Raw genomic sequence first — 17,638 nt, forward strand, 5'->3', positions numbered from 1 at the left:
ATGCCGACGAGAGCTGAAGCAACGCTGAGCTCCGAGGAGTTCGCAGTACTGCTCAACCATTTCAACGTCGATCTGCCCCGCGGCTCGCCGCTCGGCAGGCCATGCCTGCCGGCAGACAGCAAAGGTGCCGCCGCCGCTCTGCAAAGGAAAGGGCTGCTCAACGGCGAATGGCAATTGGCGGTGCGCGACTTGGCGGACGCGAGACGGCAGATCGTCGTGCAGCGCACCGCGCTCGACGCCAGCGGGACGCTCTGCTTTCACCCGCTTCCGTCCACGCAGGCCGATCTTCTGGGAATCCTGGTCACAAGGGTGCCGGCCGGCGATTACCGGCTTCAAATCCACCTGACGCTGCCGAATTTGTTGACCGAGGTCTTTGATCCGCTCGATCCGATTGGCACTGCACCACCAATGGTCTTTGATCGCGCTTTCACGCCGGCGGGCCTGACCGTGTTGGCGGCCGCGGTCGACTACACACGAATGCTCTATGCCGCCACGCTGATCGAACGACGCGGTATTGCCGGTGTGGTTCTCACCCGGGGCAACTTAGAGCAACAGGTGCTTCTTGGCATCAAGTCCTCGGATCGCCGCTCTCTCGTCACGCTGCTGCATGGCTTCCTCCCGGACGTCATGCCGGTCGCACCGAGCGAATTCAAAGCGGGCCTCGAGGAGATGGCCTCTGCGGGCCTTGTGGTGGCAGACGATGCTGACGATGAAACCTTCCTCGCTAGCGGAGTGCTGCTTGATGCAGCCATCAACCTCTTGAGCCCGGTGCCCGCCCTCATGGTCGGTGACAGCTCCGCGCCGTCCTTCGAAGATGGCAACTGGTCGATCGTGATGCGTGGCAATTCGCTGTGGGAGCTTCAACCCGCTGGCGATGCGGCAGAGCGGAAGGTGCGCTTCCGGTCTATCGACGGACTAACAGCCTTGTCCGATGAGCTAAGTCTCATCCGCAAATTGGCGGGTTGGACGGCTGCCACGAAGCCCGCAAACGCCTCGGATGTTATAGAGACCACCGAGCCCTCGCCGACGACGATGGATGCGGCGTGGAAAGCCAAACTTGCGGGGGCGATTGAGACGGAGGAGCCGCCGCGCACCAAGTTCTGCATCGCGTGCGGTAGCGAGCTACGCCCCCTTGCCCGGTTCTGTACCAAGTGCGGGGCTCAGGTGGCGTAGGCGTGAGCACGCTTACGCACAGTCGTCGTGGGTAGGAATGAGCGGCAGGCCCGCTGCCAAGATGGCGCGATTCCAGGCCTCTCAGGTCGGGCTTCGTTGCGAGCGTCGCACCGATTGCAGAAGAAGAGCTATGCGTCGCTAACGGCGCGCCGCGATCGAGTGATCGACGGATGCGAACTGGTTCTGGTCACCGATAAGGCGCCAGTAGGCAGCGCCAGAGAGCACCGCCGACTAGTTCTCATCTTTCGCTTCTTCCGATTGCCGTTCGGCTTCGCTTCTTCGCTCGACTTCGTCCCAGAATGAGCTGGCGGCCTTCGGCCAGATCGTCCCGATGACGTCCCGGAGATACCGATCAGTCACGCCATTGAAATGCAGATACCTTTGCAGAGTAATATAGCTCGGACCAAAACCGGTCGCTCCCCGTCGTTCCAAATTCCAGTGCCAGAAGCCGTACGCTTCGGGCTTCAGCGAGTAGTATGTCATGTCGCGAAGAAGGCCGGTCATGCAGCGCTTGTGCTGGTCGCACTCGGACAGTTCAATTCTGATTGGTCTTCTTGTTGTCGGCTCCCCTTCCAGATCGATGACGACGACGGGCGCAGCGGGAGATTCCACCCCCGCTTTCCAGCCCTCCCGTCTTGCGAAATCTACCAGCTCGTCCGGCGTGATCCCGGCATAAATCTTCTCGGCCCAGGCCGGAGTCTGCAGAAAACTCAGCGCGAGCGCGAGGACAACGAGCGCCCGCGCCACCGCGGGCGGTGGCGCAAGGGTACGGGGCGCGCAATCTGACATTTGTTGCTCCACAAACCGCGCTGCCGAAGGCACTGATCAGCCGACTGCACTATATCGAATTCACGGTCGGGACGGGGATGTTCTGGTTTGCTGCTTGCAGTTCGGATTCCGTCGGAGCAGCTGGCGCGGGGGCTTGGCCGTCATCGGATGGCTCCGGCGACGCCCGGCCGCCTGGATGCCCCTGGCCATCTCCGTTGGTCGAAAAAGCGCAATGTCATCGCAGTCTCGCACAGTGATCGAGCATCAGAGCACAACTGCCGAGCAGATCAGCTGACCAGACTCGACACACACTCACGGGGGTGCGAGTCCGGCGACTGTCCTACCTCGTATAAGCAATTGATATGGCTTCGCTTTTTCTGGGTTTTTGGCGCCCCGTAGGGAGGTCGCGTGATTCAGCAGAATCAATCGCTTGCTGATGAGTGGGAAAGAAAATCGCCGCGGAGCTTACCGTATGTTTCCGTTGGCCTCTTTCCCACCAAGTTAGCTCCGCAATTGTCCGCGCCATGACCGCAAGCATCCCAGATCAGACATTTGCCTGTCTCTCGTCGATGTTTGGGAGGGCCAGGAGCAGAACTGGAACCGTCGTCGGCGAACGTCACACGCCGCAAATTCAAGGGCATCACCTCCAAGGTTGCCGCCAAGACGCCGATGCGCGGTACCCGCCGGGCGAGGCGCCTTGTGCGGCTTGCACATGAACCCTTGCGGATCTGGTCGTGGCGGGACCGGCGTCAACATCGGCGATTGGCTGCAGAACGACGCTGTTGACGGATAGCTTTGCCGTGCAGTGAGACTCCGCACCGATGATCGACAGCTTGCTCTCCAAACTGCCCTTGGACGCCTTGCTCCTGGAGCTTCGCGCGATCCCGCGGGGCTTGACGAGCGCAGAGGCCGGCCGGCGCCTCGCACAATTCGGCCCCAATGACGCGATGACCCATCGCCGGCGCCCGCTCTGGCGCCAGATCCTCGACCGGTTCTCCAATCCGCTCATTCTCATTCTCCTCTTCGCCAGCGGCCTATCGGCATGGACGGGTGAGGTCGCAAGCTGCGCCATCATCATCCTAATCATTCTCTTAAGCGTCGTTCTCGATGTGACGCAGCAGTGGCGCGCCGAGAATGCCATCGAGGCCTTGCGCCGCTCGGTCGGCCTGAGGGCGCGGGCACTGCGCGACGGGGTGGAGCGGTCCATCCCCGTCGAGGAGCTTGTCCCTGGTGACGTCGTGCTCCTGCGGGCGGGGGACATCGCGCCCGCCGATTGCCGGCTTCTCGCGGCGCGTGATTTCTTCGTCAACCAGGCTCTGCTGACAGGCGAGCCCTATCCGGTCGAAAAGCACGTCGACGGTGATGCGAGCCCGTCACATGCTTCGCACGCCGCGAACACAATCTTTATGGGAACCTCGGTTATCAGCGGCGCCGCAACGGCCGTTGTCGGCCGCACGGGGCGCCTGACCGAGCTTGGTGGGATTGCCGGGACGCTCGCGCAGCAGCGGCCGCGTGACGCCTTCGAGCAGGGTCTTCGACAGTTCGGCCTGTTGATGCTGCGGTTCACCATCTTCTTGGTTCTGTTCGTGCTCGCCGCCAACACGCTGTTCCACCGGCCGTGGCTCGAGTCGCTGCTATTTGCGCTGGCGCTTGCCGTCGGGTTGACCCCCGAGCTGTTGCCCATGGTCGTGACGGTGACTTTGGCAAAGGGGGCGCAGCGGCTCGCCCAGCACCGCGTCATCGTCAAGCGCCTCGCCGCCATTCACGATCTCGGCGCCATGCAGGTGCTGTGCACCGACAAGACAGGGACGCTCACCGAATCGCGCATTGAGCTCGTGCGCCACATCGATGCGACGGGGGCCGACAGTGCCACGGCCTTCCGCCTGGCGTATCTCAACAGTGCTTTTGAGAGCGGGCTCAGGAACCCGCTCGATGAGGCCATCCTGGCCCATGGCAAGCTCGACATCTCCGGCTGGCAGAAGATCGATGAGGTGCCGTTCGACTTCGAGCGGCGGCGGATCTCGGTGCTTATTGATGATGGCCGCACGCGACTGCTGGTGGTCAAGGGTGCGCCCGAGGACATTATCACGATTTCGACCGAGCGAGAGACGGCCGAAGGGGTCCGCGCGCGCCTCGACGCTCCTGGCCGCAAGCAACTCTTGGAGCAATTCGAGCGGCTCGGAGCGGAAGGCTATCGCGTGCTGGCCGTGGCCTCGCGGGTCCTGCACCACGAACACGCCAGTGCCGCCCTTGGGGATGAAGCGCAACTCACCTTCGCCGGCTATCTCGCGTTCGTGGATCCGCCCAAACCTGATGCGGCCGCCGCGGTGCACGCGCTGGCCGCAGCGGGCGTCGAGGTCAAGATCCTGAGCGGAGATAATGAGCAAATCACGCAGCACATCTGCAAAGAGATCGGGGTACCGGTCAGAGGTGTCGTGACGGGGCAAGAGCTCGCCCGCATCAGTGAAGAGACCCTCCGCGCGCGGCTGACTTCCCTCAATCTTTTCTGCCGTGTCACACCGCAGCAGAAGGAGCGCGTTCTCTTGGCGCTCAAGCGCACCGGGCGCGCGGTTGGCTTTCTCGGCGACGGCATCAACGACGCCTCCGCCCTGCACGCGGCCGACGTCGGCATTTCCGTCGACAGCGGCGCAGACGTTGGGGTCGAGTTCAAACTTCGGCAACATGTTCTCGATGGCCGGCGCCGCCCTGTTTCTCAATCAGGATATATTTGACGGCGTTTTCAACCGTACGCCGCCCTTCGAGCACGCCATCTCGCACGACGCCAAGGTCATGTCCTTCGTTGCCATGTGCTTCACGACGTGGGCGACGCTTGCGGTGAGATCATATGGATTTCCTTGCCGTGCCCGATGAGGATTTTGGCGATGTCGTCGAGCGTGGTTTTCTCGGCCATGAGGGAATTGTACGCGCGAATGTAGATCGCGCAATGGATGGCATGGCACGTTGATGACGTGGGAAGGGCATCGGGGACTTTCTTGGAGTTGATCCTGCGCAACAGGAGCTGAAGGCACGGATGTATGGTTTCAGGAGTGAGCGTCCGAAAGTGAGGAGTATCGCGCATGCACGACTGGAACATGTGGTGGGGAGGCGGCGGGATGTGGTTCGGCCCGCTTTGGATGATCGTATGGCTCCTAGTGGTCGTCGCCGGCGTCGCGGCGTTGGTTCGTTGGCTTGGCGGAGCCGGTGGCGACGGGCGGGCGCCAACGCGCAGCGCACGGGATATTCTCGACGAGCGCTACGCACGCGGGGAGATCGATCGTGAGGAATACGTGAAGCGGAAGCAGGACATCGCGGGTAGCTGATGATGGCATACATCGCTCGCGTTTACTGGTGACGACGCGTTAGCTTTGTACGTACGATCCACTACAACGGACGGCGTAAATTGCCTAAAAATGACGACGGAGCCGCTGCCGTCAATCAGGGGACTGAGACGACCGGCTTGGCTCCGGCACCGGCACCCGGCGGTGGTGCACCCCGCTGCCGCCGTCCGGGTGCTGTCTCTCGGCGTCTAAACGGTAAAAAGTGATCGCCTCGGACAACGAATGGTTGCTCAGACATTCCCGCGCTTTGAGAATGCGACAAAGAACCGTTCTGCGCCTTGAGGCAATCCCTCCGTTCACGGCCAATTACCAATTGCATGATATTTAGGCGGCTTTCCTACCAGCCGCGGCGGTTGAACATGTGTGTTTATCCGAGTATTTTACGCAAACGCAGACAGGGCGGCACGGCGGGCAAAACGCTCGAAAAGGGCGAGTGCCGGACGCGGGTCGCTGAGTGCGGGGTTGCGCCCAAGCGCCTTCGAAGGCCGCGCAAGACGTCGCGGCAGGGTCGGACCCAGAATGAACTGAAAGCACTGCACGCGCAGCTCGATGTGGCGCTCAGCAACATGGGACGCGGGCTGTCGATGTTTAATGCCGACCAGCGTCTCGTCATGTGCAATCGTCTGTATCGCGAGATCTACCAGCTACCGGCGCGGTTGACGCGGCCCGGCACGTCGCTCGCGAGTATCGTGCGCTACCACGTTCGACGCGAGACGGGCCGCGACGATGCCGGCGAGCGCGCCAAGCAGCGCGCCTGGATCAAAGGTCACGTCGCGCAACTCGCGCGTGGAAAGACCTTCGTCCACGTGCAGCGCCTAAAGAGCGGGCGCATTGTGCAGGTGACCAACCAGCCGCTGGCCGCCGGCGGCTGGATCGATATTCAGGAGGACATCACCGAGCGGCGCCGGGCCGAAGAACGCATCGATTGGCTGGCCCACCATGACCCGTTGACGGAAACTGCCAATCGCACGCAATTTGGCAACGAGCTCGAGCACGCATTGCTGCAGCTGAAGCACGGATCGAGCTTCGCCCTGCATTGGATCGACCTCGATCGCTTCAAGGCCGTCAACGATACGCTGGGACACCCGGCAGGAGATGCGCTCTTAAAGAGCGTCGCCAAGCGGCTCCTTAAGGCGGTGCGCAAGCCCGATCTGGTCGCCCGCCTGGGCGGGGATGAGTTCGCCGTCATCCAAGTCGGGGCGACGCGCGCCGAGGCAGAGGTGCTCGGCAAACGGCTGGTCAAGGCGCTAAGGGAGCCGCACCTGGCACTCGGGCATCGGCTCGAGACGTCGGCGAGCATTGGCATTGCCTTGGCGCCTGAGCACGGGACCAACGCCGACGAACTGATGCACAACGCTGACTTAGCGCTCTACCGCGCCAAAGCGGCTGGCCGTGCGGCATCGGTCGTCTATGAGCCTGCGCGCGATACGCATGGGTGCGCGCGTGGAGTGCTTGAGGCCGACCTGAAGCGCGCGCTCGCGGAGGAGCAGTTAGAGCTCCACTATCAGCCGATCATCGACAGCCGCACGTCGGCGGTGAACAGCTTCGAAGCCTTGATGCGCTGGCGTCATCCGGAGCGTGGACTCCTCGCCCCTGGTGAGTTCATCGGGCTGGCGGAGAGCACGGGCCTCATCATCGAGATCGGGGCGTGGGCGATCCGAAGGGCGTGTACCGACGCTGCCACCTGGCCGGCACCGATCAAGGTCACCGTCAACTTATCTCCGGTGCAATTCGAATCGGGCGACCTTTACGAAACCATCGTGGGCGCGATCGCCAGCTCCGGCATCGACCCGCAGCGGATTGAAGTGGAAATCACCGAGAGCGTACTGCTCCGTGACGATCCCAAAACGCATGCGCTGCTGCACAAGCTCCGCGATCTAGGTCTCCGCATCGCGCTTGACGATTTCGGCACCGCCTATGCCTCGCTCAGCTACCTGCGCAGCTTCCCCTTCGACAAGATTAAGATCGACCGCTCCTTCGTGCGCGATCTTAATTCGGTGCGCCGCGAGGACAGTATCGCCATCATCCGCGCGGTGGCCAGTCTCGCCAAGCAACTGCAGATGACGAGCGTCGCCGAAGGCGTGGAGACAGCCGAGCAAATCGAGTCCGTTCTCGTTGCCGGCTGCGATGAGCTGCAAGGCTTCTACTTCAGCACCCCGGTGCCCGCCGGCGACGTGCCGGGGCTGCTGTCGCGCGGCGCACCCACGAGGCCGAGGCAGCGCTCTGTCGCGATAGACGGCGTCGATCTGATGGGTGCAACCGCTCGGAGGGCGTGAAATTGCGTCAAGCGACTTTGACGCGATTTCAGCACATCCTCGAAGGCATTAGAAACCGGCTATCGTTTGCCCAACCACTTGGGGCGTCGCGCCGCGGCGCGATCCGCGCCCGCTATTAAGATCAGCGTGAGACAAAGGCCGCCGAGAATGGCGGCACCAATCATGACGTAGGCGGCGGCCTTGCTCAGCGCCGAAAAGGGATCTCCGTCGCCGGTCATGGCCAGGAGCCCGACGCAGATGGCGGCGAGGATGACGCCGATCAAGCTGCGAATGAGCATGCGTGCACCTCATCGCCTGTCGTTGACTCGGCAACTGCCCATTGAGCGACTAGCCTGCAGGGCGACAGCGGCGGCATCATGCCGGTACGCGGCACTTGGTTGATTTGGGCTGAGGGTGATGTATGCTTGCAACTTCAAGAGGGCGTCAGCGAGGTCTCAACTGCGTAGAGGCGACAACGGGGGAACACCATGTCGCGCCGCAAGAGTCCTATCGTCAACAGTCATCCTGAAAATGCGATCACCTGGTTTTTCGCCGGCCTGCTGATTATCGCGGCGGTCGCGGGATTGTTTGGCCAGGTGGTGGCCGGCTAACGCCCTGCAGCGAACCCCAGCTCTGCGGGGCATGAAGCTTAGGTCCCGACGCGCTTCGTGCGCGCTGCTCCCACACGTAAAACTTTCACCTCCGCATTAAACGGACCCCAACCCGTGGCGGCGCAATCGTGCTGGACGAACGAGTGTTGATTGCGGAGCTGAGATCTGACCGTACAGACATTGCGTGAAAGTTATCCTACGCTCGACGCCTGGCACGTACGAGGCATGGAGCGCCTCATTGAGGTCGTGCAGGATCTCTCATTGGCGCGCGACATGCCCACGCTGCAGGGGATCGTGCGCTCGGCAGGACGCGAACTCACGGGCGCGGACGGCGCCACCTTCATCCTGCGCGAGGGGGACCAGTGTTTTACTACGCCGACGAAGATGCCATTGCCCCGCTATGGAAAGGGCGGCGCTTTCCCATAAGTACCTGTATTAGTGGCTGGGTCATGCAGCACCGTTTGCCGGCAGTCATCCCAGACATCTACCGTGATCCGCGCATTCCAGTGGCCGCCTATCGCCCAACATTTGTACATAGCCTCGCTATGGTTCCCATCCGCAGACAAGATCCTATCGGCGCCATCGGCAATTACTGAGCACGCCGGCGTGAGCCAACTGAACGGGAATTGCATCTGCTGCGCGCCCTCGCCGACAGCACGGCCGTGGCCATGGAGTCGATCAGGATCGTATCGGAGCTCGAAGAACACGTGCGCCGTCGAACGTGCGATTTGCAGACGGCAAATGACGAGATCCGTCAGCTCTCACTCGCCGATGAACTGACTGGGTTGCATAACCGGCGTGGGTTCTTCCTGCTCGCCGACCAGGCGCGCAAAGCGGCTATTCGGCTGCACAAGAGCGTGTTTCTCCTCTTCATCGATGCTGACGGTCTCAAGACGGTCAACGACAGTCTCGGCCATGACGCCGGCGATGACATGCTGCGCAAGCTGGCCGAGGTGCTGAGGTGCACATTTCGCAAGTCTGACATCGTCGCACGGCTAGGCGGCGATGAGTTCTGCGTCTTTGGCATGCATGGCGATCCGGACCCGACCGCGGCGAAGCATCGGCTCGATGCCGCGATCGCCGCGTTTAACGTCTCGCACAACGCGCCCTACCAGCTGGCTGCGAGCTCGGGGATCTTCTCGTTCGCCGCAGAAGACAACCGCTCCCTGGAGGAGGTCGTCGCGCGCGCTGACAAGGCAATGTACGAAGAAAAACGCGCGCGCCGACGCTGAGCGGGCATCGTGAGCATTTCATGCCTTTTGCCTGCCGTTGTCGCTGAGCTTTCCCATACGCTTAACGGCAAAGACCACGCGGTTGCCGTTGCCGGGGGCGAGATTTCGTCCGCTGCGCACATTGTGCAGTGCGGGGTAAGCAGCTTTCAAAGCTTATATTGTTTCAACGGCCGCCCGGCGCTAATAGGCAAGAAACGCTAATAGGCAAGAAACAATGAGAAGAAGGGTGGGCGCGGTGGCGACCATCAATCTGACTAAGCTGTCCTATGCCGAACTGTTGAAGCTGCAGGCGCGCTTGGAGGCTGCACTCGCCGAAAAGCGCGCAGCAGAAGCCAACGCGACAAAGGATCAGCTCCGCGCCATGGCCGAGAAAGCTGGCTTCACCGTCGAGGAGCTATTTGGGAAGCGCGGTGCGCGCCGGCCCCGCGAGGCCAAGTACCGGAATCCCAACAACCCCTCTCAGACGTGGAGCGGTCGCGGCCGCAAGCCGAATTGGTTCGTGGACGCCGTGAAGATGGGCGCCAAGCTCGAGTCGCTTTCTGTCTAGCGCGGAGCCCTACAGGAGCAATGCGGCGACGCCCGCACCGATCGCAAACAGAAACAGGATGCCCGCTGCCAACGCGCCGACGTTGAGCGCAGCTACGGCCGAGCGCCTGGGATCAATCATGCTCATGCGTTCCCCCGCAGAGCTGTGCCGCTCGCGCGGCGTTGCCTGACTACCCCGAGCGCACCTTAGTCGGCTCTGACCAGACGGGGGATCACATTCTTTTACGCGCGGTCAATTGTTTGCGTCGCTTACTGAAAGGCAGCGGTGTCGGCTTTAGTTCGATTTTGATGATAAGAAGCGCCTCCCGTTCAGAGCTGGAAACTCACCTGCGCGCTCTCTTGCGAACAGAGCCCATCTACGCGCGGGTAAAGATGATCCAGATCGTGCCGGCCGACTGCATCATGCGCAGCTGGCTTGCCAAGATTGAGGTGGCGCAGGTTACAGAAGCCGACAAGCGCCTTCTCGAGGAAGCGGTAGCCCATGTGCGCCGGTCATTTCCCTGCATCGACTGACCCAGCGTTGGCCGATTCCCCGGTCCAAGCGACAGAAGTCCCCGGCCTGATCAGCCAGTTCGCGCGTTCCGCGAATTCGTGCGCGTAGGAGTCGAGCTGATCCCGCCGGACAGAACTACGCGGCGTTTGCTCGCTTAGCTACTCGGATGCGCGTTCCTGTGCTCGCACCCTCGTCTTCGTTGCGAGCCATGACGTGTAGAGCTACCCGCTTCAGCTCTGCGGGATCTGAGATCCGACATCCCATGAGCATGATAATGCCAGCAAGCTTCTGACTGGCGCGGTCGAGTGCTGCATCGCCTTCTAAGCCAGGCTCGATCACGGCCCAGGCGTCGTCGTAAACCTGAGCAAGCGCCGCGACTGCATCCGGTGCATATCCGGCGCTGGCAATCAGCCTTCGAACACCCATTACGAATGCCCATCCTCAAGCGACAGCTCCGCTGAGGCATGTCTAAAACAAGTCTTACGCTTTATGGAAAACTCCTCGGCAACAGACCTAACTACCAGTTAAGCAGGCCGTTCGGGCGCTAACCAGGTTTTCGCTTTGATTGTACCCATTGCAACGTCTTAGCCGCCAGAGCCATTCTTCGGTACGCTGATCATCAGAGCTGCCGATGGGAAATGTCGACAGAGAGCTGCCGGCGAAGCTGCTGTGGCAATGGCGCTTCACGGACGTGACGTGGCGCCGGCTGCCCGACACTATGTTGCGTCTGCTCGCCAAGATCTCCGAAGCAGAGAAACGTCAGGTGAAATCAACTCGCGTGCCGCCGGATGCCTAAGCGCACACCGTTTTGAGGATGGTCGGCCGGTCATCGAGGCCGCTGTCAATCACCTACGCCGATCATAGCCGCGCATGACTTGGCCTAAGGCTCGAGCGCGCCCAGAGCGATCAGCTTGAGGCGATTTGGATCACACTCGCCCTCGTCGGCCGCGGTCAGTATGCGCGTGGCAAGCCTCGTCCAGAGCGGCAATGGGTCGCTCGGTGCTCCTCCGAGCTGGCGAATTGTTTCCTCCCAGGCTGCCCGCATCGCTTCGGTCACGACGTCCACCATTTCGACTTCAGCAGCGGGGCTCTCATCGATGGCCTTGCGTCGGCCGGCGCCCCCACTATCGAGATTCTCAAAGTACTGATCGCCGCGAATGCGCGCATCATCTGGCATGGCAATCGGGGTCCGGAGCCCGCAGCTACGCGTCCGGTATCAAGCGAGAGAACCGGACAGGCGTCCGACGCACTTTCAGTGCAAGAATATGCTCTTGGCTTGCACTTCTCTGTTTCGAGGCCAGCGGCTTACGGCCTGGCGCTCAGAGATTAGCTCGTCCTCGCCCGAGTGTCATGGGCTCAACTGTCTAGCCGACCCTGGCTAAGACGCGACCATTCTCGTCCAGTATGTCGAGCCAGAGCTGATCGAGGGCCTCCTCATCCATGATCTCGATCCGAGCTTTCTTTGCTTCGGCGACGGCTTGGTCCAAGTCAGCCACCTCGATGCCGATCGGGTCGCGCGCGATGCCATCATCGAAGTGCAGGTTGAAAAAGTACCGGGGCATTTCGCAGCCCTCCCTGCAAACCTTCATCCAGCTTAGTTGAGCCGTGGACTAATCCAGGAGGCCACCAATGGTGGTAGTGCGCTGCACACATCGTGCGTTGTGCTAGCTGCACCATCTCCGACCCCCACTTCAAGAACACCGCAGGGGGCACATGGCCATGCTCCGGTAAGCTCGGGAGCTGGCCGCGCGCAAGCGCCATCGGGCGGGAAGCTCTCAACGAGCCAGCATCTAAGCGAAAGCTGCGGCGCTTCGCCCAGTTGGCCGAAGCCATGGCAATCGTGAGTGCCGAGTTTCGGTGGGTACCCGAAGCTCATCGAAGTGCTGATCCTAACCGGGAGTGAGCGCAGAGTTATGCAACGGGCGAGCGGGTCCATGACAATCAGAAATCAGCGATGGAGAGCGCGCCCGAGACGACGAGCGTGAGGACGGAGCGGAGTGTGCGCTTCACGATGCCGGGTGCGGCGGGCATACGCGGTTATTGTAGCACTGCACATTCCGGCACTAGCACGACAGGTAGTCCGGCGAGATGCCGCCGGGTGAACGTGAACGCGAAGAGCGCATCTCGCTCTTGTATGCACGGGCTTTGGCTGCTGGGGATAGGATAGCCGCGGGGTAATGGCGCGCGGCATTTGAGGCGCATCAAGTTTGCAGGGCTGAGTGTGCGGTATCCGGTGCATGGGAGTGGCGTCCTGCGCGACTGTGACTCTGGTGGTTCGGTACGGCGTGGAAGACGCCGCTCCCGCTGAAAGCGCATGAGCAGGCAGACGACTCTCATGGCCTGGGGCTATACTGAGGCGGAGCGCACGTACATCCTTCTCGCACTCGAGCGCGACTGCCTGCGGCTAACGCTCGCGAGCCTGGGCCCCGTGCTCTCCGGAATTCCTGATGCGCGCCCTGACCTGAGCAGGGAGGTTAAGCAAGCGTACAAACGCCTGCCCGAGGTGGAGCGGCTACTGGATGAGCTCGATGTCGCTGCCAGTAGACCACCGGGGTCCTAGTTTTGCATAGAAAGTTGCTGGAAGGAGTGCCATGTCGCGCCGCAAGAATCCTGGTGCCAACGGTCATGCTGAAAGCGCGATCATTTGGTTTTTTGCCGGCCTGCTGATCATCGCGGCGGTGGCGGGCTTGTTGGGGAAGGTTGTATCCGGCTGACCGCGTTGCGGGGGAGGAACACGAATTGAAGGCTGGCTCGGGTATTGTATCCGCGGCGAAGCCATGGGCGATCGGCTCAGGCGCGCTTCCTGCCGGTTATCATCGCCCGCACCAGGTTATCGCCGTGCTCGAGGCTGGTGAAAATGACGCCGCCGACGTGCGGCCCGACCAAGAACAGCGCCAACGTGCTCGCCGACGCATGCAGTGTGTCGATCCAGGCGACGCCCCAAAAGGTGTCCGTGGTCATCATCACGCCGCTGACGCCGATGACGAGAAGCGTCGCCAGCAAGGCGAGCACCATGGCACCGCCGAGCGGATTGTGGCCGAGGAAGCGCGGCGCGCGCCGGCGCAGCAGCGCCGCGGCATAGCGCAGGGTCGCACGCGGGCCATAGATGAAATCCGAGAACCGGGCGTAGCGGGACCCGATGAAGCCCCACACGATGCGGGCGACAACGAGCGCCAAGACAAGGTAGCCGGCGATCAGGTGTGGGTTGTCCCGGATGCCGCCTGAATACCAGGCAACGGCAAAAGAAATAATAAGCGACCAATGAAAGACGCGCACGAACGCGTCCCATACCTTGACCGACTCCGGCCGCGCGATGCGGCCGGAGTCGAAGCCAGCGGCTCTGTCAGGGCGCGCGGTCATTGCGCGTGCACGACGTTGGCCGTGGTCGGATCAAGAAACAGCTCGAATTTGGTGCCGTCCTTGTCGGTGACGTAGGCCTCGAAGCAATTGCCGACGCGCGTGGTCTTGATCTTCTTCACCGTGAAGCCGACTGCGGCGATCTTGGCCTGTGCCGCGGCCTCGGTCATCCATTGCGCCTTGGGAGCGTTGGTGCAGGTCCCGGCATAGCTGCCGGCCAGCGCAGAACCTGCAAAGAGAACGCCACACCCCGCCAGCGCGAGAAGCACTTTGTTCATTGGTATCTCCTTCAGATGGTTGCCGGCGGATTTTTCAGCGCCATGGCGACACTGTGCCGAAGTCATCGTGACGCGACACTGACGCGTGTCGTCAGGCTCGTATCAGCCAACGGCGCAAGTGCGGGCGCTGCATCTGTCGCGGTGCCTTGGCTTCCGCCGGAGCGACCAACAAGAAGTTGGCGAGCAACATCTGGCGCGACCGAGCGCCGTACGCATGCCACATCCCGTGCACATCACTTCGACGGGAGCGGCGGAAATGCGTCTCAAGCCGTCGCGAGCCGGCTGCGGCGCCGGTGAAGGGGCGTTGACGGCAGATGCCTGACGTCGGACTCTCGTGACAACAAGCAGGCGTCGCAGGAGGAAACGATGATTCCAAATGACACCAGGGACCCCCGCGTGCAGATCGGCACTCTGTTTTCCAAGATGATGGTGGTGATCATCCTGCTCACGACCATAGCGTTGGTCTGGTTTGGCCCGCAGTCGCGCAACTACGAAACTTTGGGCGGGCGAACACCTACGGCGGCATCCGCTGAGTAACGCGCCCGGATGGCGGCCGCCCAACCGCGCACGCGCCAGCTGGCACGCGGCTTCCAGCTCGCGACAAGCGGCGCGCATGATGAATGAGCGCTCCTGTCGGTCTTGGTAGCGAGGCCAATCCGCGGCATGCGCCGAGGTATGTAGTGGATAAAGCCTTTGATGCGCGTGCGGTGCACCATGATCACGCGACGCCGCTAACCGCGAACGACGCTGCTTTGGCGCTGGCGGGCAGCATTGCATTGCACGGTGACGATCTTGCCTTCGGGTGTGAGGCGATGATGATAACGGTTGGCCACACTTCCGGTAATCCCTCGCGGAAGTCTCCCCGCCCCTCGGGGACATGGCTGAGGGCGCAGGTTCTACCCCCGGGCCGGCGCCCTTTCTTATGGGCCGATTGGTGCAGTTATAACTGAGCGCGATAACGGCTCACGGCTGCTCGCTAGTACTGGCTCAGCAGTACCGGATCGTCATCGGCGAGCGGCGTGTCGAACGCAACGCCGCAGTAGGCCGCCACCGACCAGACGACCACGCCGGAAAGGGTGCGGTTGGAAAAGAGCTGCACGCGCACGAGATCGTGGGGCCGTAGCCCGGAGGCAAACTCGACGGTCATGCCCTGGCGGGACGTGCGGCGAATGACGACGCGCTGTGAACGGCCGTGACAGTGCATGAGGGCGGGGAGCGCCGCGTTGGGTGTTGGAAGGTGCGGAGCGTGCCGCGGGCGGGTCCGCTTGGGCGCCGATGCCGGCTGTTGTCCAATTCCGCTCATGCGTGGACTGCGAACGCGTTTTGCTCGCGCGATCAATCAGCTCGCATACCGGGGACGCCCGAGAAGTCGCCGGTGCCGTTTGGGCCAAATCCATAGGTCAAAAATAGCACCGTCTGGGTCAAATCGAGGCTACCGTAAAATTCATAAGCCACTGATTTATCGTGGTATAATGAAATTCGTGCGGCTACCGTATGGTTGCATCCAGCCCTTTAGCCAGCGCGTGCGCTGCCCCTTCCAGACGCGGAAGGTCGGCGGTGCTTCCTCCCATGTCGTCGACGGCAGCACGCCGACGTGCCAGGCCTGGCGCGCCAGCCGGATGCCAAGGTCGGCATCCTCGGTGACGTTATAGGGGTCCCAGCCGCCGACGGCATCGAGCACCGCGCGCGGGAAGTGGTTCGAGGTGCCACCGAGCGGCACCGGCAGCTGCAGTCGCTCGAGCGCCGGCAGGATGCAGTCGAACAAAGCCGTGTACTCGACGGTGAACTGGCGCGTGAACCAGCTGGCGTCCGAGTTGTAGATGTTGAGCTGCGCCTGCAGGCATCCCATGTGCTTGCCACCGGCCCGGAGCGCGGCGAGCGCCCGACGCAGCTGATCGGGCTCGGGCGCATCCTCCGCATCGTAGACGACGACGTAGTCGCCCTGCGCAAACTGCAGCGCGTATTGTGTGGCACGCGGCTTGGTGCGCGGCTCGCCCTCGGGAACGACAAGAACTTGCATATGCGGATCGAGCGCGGCATGGCGCAGCGCATGCTGCGTCTCCATGTCGATGCACTCGACAATGAGCATCACCTCCAAGCGCGCCGGCGGATAATCGAGCGCCCGCAGCGAAGCCAGCAGCTCGGGAACGACACCCGCCTCCCGAAACAGGGGGACGAGGACCGTGTAGACCGGCAGCGGCACCTCCGCGAGGCGGCCAGAGGGCCGGGCCGTGTGCAAGGGCGCGCGTAGCTGCCACAGGGCAACCGTGCGCAGCACCACGACGCATAGGAATGGCACGGCCATGATGGCGAGCAAGGCGATCAGCGTCGTTTCGGGCGCTAGCAGCAACCCCGCGCCGAGGGCGAGGAGGGCGGCGAGGAGGGCACGTCGTTGCCACGCCCACAACCCGGCTGCCGCCGAAAGCTCCGGCGTGCGCGCGCGCAGTCTGCCAACAGCTTCGCGAAGCCGCTGGCCGCCCGCATCCGCCGCAGCGGCGGGCGCGATGCCGCTACCGGCGTGGGCGGGTACACCGCACTGCTGGGCTGTCGAGCTACTCGGCACGCTGGCCCTCCCCCCGGTGGGCCGACGATCATCTTGCCATACTGTTGGGTTTCACCATAGTGGGCGCGATTCAGCCTGCCCGCTGCGCGGATTCGACCGGCAATGCCCCCAAGACGATCAACCTCGCGAATGCTCTCGACCATTCTGCGTCGGCTGGCGACCAGCCTGGTCGCATGCTTTGTCGTGCTGGTGGCACAGCCTGCCATTGCGGTAGGGCAGGAAGAAACCACCGAGGATGCGCCGGCGGCGGCCGAGACGAACACCGACGAGCCGTCGAGGCGCGTGGTAGTGCGCTTCCTCACCGAGGGTGACTTCCCCCCGTTCAACTTCTACGACGAGGACGGAACCCTGGTCGGATTCAATGTCGACCTGGCGCGCGCCATCTGCATGGAGCTCAACACCGCCTGCGATATCAAGGTGCGCCCGTGGGGCGAGCTCTTGCTGGCACTGCGCCGCGGCGAGGCCGACGCGGTGATTGCTGCGCATGCCGTGACGCCGCAGTCGCTGGCCGAGGTCGACTTCACCGACCGCTACTTTCAGACACCCGGCCGCTTCGCAGCGCGCCGCGGTGGCGAGGCCGTGGAAATCACCCCCGAGGCCCTCGAGAGCAAGCGCATCGGCGTCGCCAAGAACACGGCGCACGAAGCGTTCCTGCGTACCTTCTTCCGCTCCAGCGCCATTCAGGCTTTCGAGAACGCCGACCTCGCTCGCGACGCCCTCATTCAGGGACAGGTCGACTACATTTTCGATGACGGCATCGGCCTCGTTTTCTGGCTGCACGGCACGGCCTCCAAGCGCTGCTGCGAGCTGAAGGGCGGTGCATACCTCGAGCCGAAGTATTTCGGCGACGGCATCGCCATCGCCGTCCCCAAGACGGATTCGCAGATCAAGACGCTGATCAACGGCGCGCTGGCGCGCCTGCGGTCAAATGGCCGCCTCGACGAGCTGGTGGAGCGCTATTTTCCAGTCAAAGTCTATTAAGCAGGCAGTTCTGGCACGCCAGCGTCGCCGCCGAACCACCCAT

Annotated in this window: 21 protein-coding genes; 13 read left to right on the forward strand and 8 right to left on the reverse strand. The window is 62.6% G+C overall.

Annotated elements, in window-relative coordinates; genetic code table 11:
* Nucleotides 1–1,173 (forward strand): zinc ribbon domain-containing protein, encoded by a 1,173-nt coding sequence (locus F9K20_RS08500; protein WP_290999927.1) that lies wholly within the window; start codon nucleotides 1–3, stop codon nucleotides 1,171–1,173.
* Between the two features lie 231 nt (nucleotides 1,174–1,404).
* Here the strand turns inward: F9K20_RS08500 and F9K20_RS08505 are convergent, their stop codons facing one another.
* Entirely contained in the window at nucleotides 1,405–1,962 is a 558-nt protein-coding gene (locus F9K20_RS08505; protein ID WP_290999929.1) for a hypothetical protein, read from the reverse strand.
* 800 nt (nucleotides 1,963–2,762) lie between these two features.
* Between F9K20_RS08505 and mgtA the strand changes: the two genes are divergently transcribed.
* The 3 genes from mgtA to F9K20_RS08520 all read left to right on the forward strand — a co-directional run bounded on the left by mgtA (nucleotide 2,763) and on the right by F9K20_RS08520 (nucleotide 7,555).
* Entirely contained in the window at nucleotides 2,763–4,673 is a 1,911-nt protein-coding gene (mgtA, locus tag F9K20_RS08510; RefSeq protein ID WP_290999932.1) for a magnesium-translocating P-type ATPase, read from the forward strand.
* A gap of 345 nt (nucleotides 4,674–5,018) precedes the next feature.
* The gene (locus tag F9K20_RS08515) at nucleotides 5,019–5,261 is read left to right on the forward strand and encodes an SHOCT domain-containing protein (protein ID WP_290999935.1); all 243 of its coding nucleotides are present in this window, start codon (nucleotides 5,019–5,021) and stop codon (nucleotides 5,259–5,261) included.
* A gap of 569 nt (nucleotides 5,262–5,830) precedes the next feature.
* Entirely contained in the window at nucleotides 5,831–7,555 is a 1,725-nt protein-coding gene (locus F9K20_RS08520) for an EAL domain-containing protein (protein ID WP_290999938.1), read from the forward strand.
* Nucleotides 7,556–7,614: 59 nt separating this feature from the next.
* Here F9K20_RS08520 and F9K20_RS08525 read toward each other — a convergent pair whose 3' ends face one another.
* Entirely contained in the window at nucleotides 7,615–7,833 is a 219-nt protein-coding gene (locus F9K20_RS08525) for a hypothetical protein (protein ID WP_290999941.1), read from the reverse strand.
* Nucleotides 7,834–8,022: 189 nt separating this feature from the next.
* On the opposite strand from F9K20_RS08525, the gene F9K20_RS08530 reads away from it, so the two are divergent.
* From F9K20_RS08530 to F9K20_RS08555, 6 genes are all read left to right on the forward strand, one after another.
* Nucleotides 8,023–8,145, forward strand: coding sequence for a hypothetical protein (locus F9K20_RS08530; protein WP_290999944.1), 123 nt, complete (start codon nucleotides 8,023–8,025; stop codon nucleotides 8,143–8,145).
* A gap of 225 nt (nucleotides 8,146–8,370) precedes the next feature.
* A complete protein-coding gene (locus F9K20_RS08535) occupies nucleotides 8,371–8,571 on the forward strand; it encodes a hypothetical protein (protein WP_290999946.1) in 201 nt (66 codons plus the stop codon).
* A gap of 200 nt (nucleotides 8,572–8,771) precedes the next feature.
* Nucleotides 8,772–9,377 (forward strand): GGDEF domain-containing protein, encoded by a 606-nt coding sequence (locus F9K20_RS08540; protein WP_290999949.1) that lies wholly within the window; start codon nucleotides 8,772–8,774, stop codon nucleotides 9,375–9,377.
* Between the two features lie 214 nt (nucleotides 9,378–9,591).
* Nucleotides 9,592–9,924 (forward strand): H-NS histone family protein, encoded by a 333-nt coding sequence (locus F9K20_RS08545; protein WP_290999952.1) that lies wholly within the window; start codon nucleotides 9,592–9,594, stop codon nucleotides 9,922–9,924.
* 161 nt (nucleotides 9,925–10,085) lie between these two features.
* Entirely contained in the window at nucleotides 10,086–10,436 is a 351-nt protein-coding gene (locus F9K20_RS08550) for a hypothetical protein (protein WP_290999954.1), read from the forward strand.
* Between the two features lie 611 nt (nucleotides 10,437–11,047).
* On the forward strand, nucleotides 11,048–11,212 hold the full coding sequence (locus F9K20_RS08555; RefSeq protein ID WP_290999957.1) for a hypothetical protein: 165 nt from the start codon (nucleotides 11,048–11,050) through the stop codon (nucleotides 11,210–11,212).
* A gap of 84 nt (nucleotides 11,213–11,296) precedes the next feature.
* Here the strand turns inward: F9K20_RS08555 and F9K20_RS08560 are convergent, their stop codons facing one another.
* On the reverse strand, nucleotides 11,297–11,593 hold the full coding sequence (locus F9K20_RS08560; RefSeq protein ID WP_290999960.1) for a hypothetical protein: 297 nt from the start codon (nucleotides 11,591–11,593) through the stop codon (nucleotides 11,297–11,299).
* A 187-nt stretch (nucleotides 11,594–11,780) separates the two neighbouring features.
* Nucleotides 11,781–11,978: a hypothetical protein gene (locus F9K20_RS08565; RefSeq protein ID WP_290999962.1), complete on the reverse strand. Its 198-nt coding sequence runs from the start codon at nucleotides 11,976–11,978 to the stop codon at nucleotides 11,781–11,783.
* Between the two features lie 1,029 nt (nucleotides 11,979–13,007).
* On the opposite strand from F9K20_RS08565, the gene F9K20_RS08570 reads away from it, so the two are divergent.
* Nucleotides 13,008–13,130, forward strand: coding sequence for a hypothetical protein (locus tag F9K20_RS08570; RefSeq protein WP_290999965.1), 123 nt, complete (start codon nucleotides 13,008–13,010; stop codon nucleotides 13,128–13,130).
* 76 nt (nucleotides 13,131–13,206) lie between these two features.
* Here F9K20_RS08570 and F9K20_RS08575 read toward each other — a convergent pair whose 3' ends face one another.
* Nucleotides 13,207–13,776: a cytochrome b/b6 domain-containing protein gene (locus F9K20_RS08575; RefSeq protein ID WP_290999968.1), complete on the reverse strand. Its 570-nt coding sequence runs from the start codon at nucleotides 13,774–13,776 to the stop codon at nucleotides 13,207–13,209.
* On the reverse strand, nucleotides 13,773–14,051 hold the full coding sequence (locus tag F9K20_RS08580; protein ID WP_290999971.1) for a PepSY domain-containing protein: 279 nt from the start codon (nucleotides 14,049–14,051) through the stop codon (nucleotides 13,773–13,775). The genes F9K20_RS08575 and F9K20_RS08580 overlap by 4 nt, the downstream gene beginning before the upstream one ends.
* Nucleotides 14,052–14,417: 366 nt before the next feature.
* Here F9K20_RS08580 and F9K20_RS08585 point away from each other — a divergent pair, with 366 nt between their 5' ends.
* Nucleotides 14,418–14,588 (forward strand): hypothetical protein, encoded by a 171-nt coding sequence (locus F9K20_RS08585; protein ID WP_290999973.1) that lies wholly within the window; start codon nucleotides 14,418–14,420, stop codon nucleotides 14,586–14,588.
* A 439-nt stretch (nucleotides 14,589–15,027) separates the two neighbouring features.
* On the opposite strand, the gene F9K20_RS08590 is transcribed toward F9K20_RS08585, so the two are convergent.
* Together F9K20_RS08590 and F9K20_RS08595 are read right to left on the reverse strand one after the other, a co-directional pair.
* Nucleotides 15,028–15,354, reverse strand: coding sequence for a hypothetical protein (locus F9K20_RS08590; RefSeq protein ID WP_290999976.1), 327 nt, complete (start codon nucleotides 15,352–15,354; stop codon nucleotides 15,028–15,030).
* Between the two features lie 156 nt (nucleotides 15,355–15,510).
* Nucleotides 15,511–16,614 (reverse strand): glycosyltransferase, encoded by a 1,104-nt coding sequence (locus tag F9K20_RS08595; protein ID WP_290999979.1) that lies wholly within the window; start codon nucleotides 16,612–16,614, stop codon nucleotides 15,511–15,513.
* Nucleotides 16,615–16,743: 129 nt separating this feature from the next.
* On the opposite strand from F9K20_RS08595, the gene F9K20_RS08600 reads away from it, so the two are divergent.
* Entirely contained in the window at nucleotides 16,744–17,595 is an 852-nt protein-coding gene (locus tag F9K20_RS08600; protein WP_290999982.1) for a transporter substrate-binding domain-containing protein, read from the forward strand.
* Nucleotides 17,596–17,638 lie beyond the last annotated feature (43 nt).

The organism is Hyphomicrobium sp. (genome assembly GCF_009026145.1).
GTDB lineage: Bacteria > Pseudomonadota > Alphaproteobacteria > Rhizobiales > Hyphomicrobiaceae > Hyphomicrobium_A.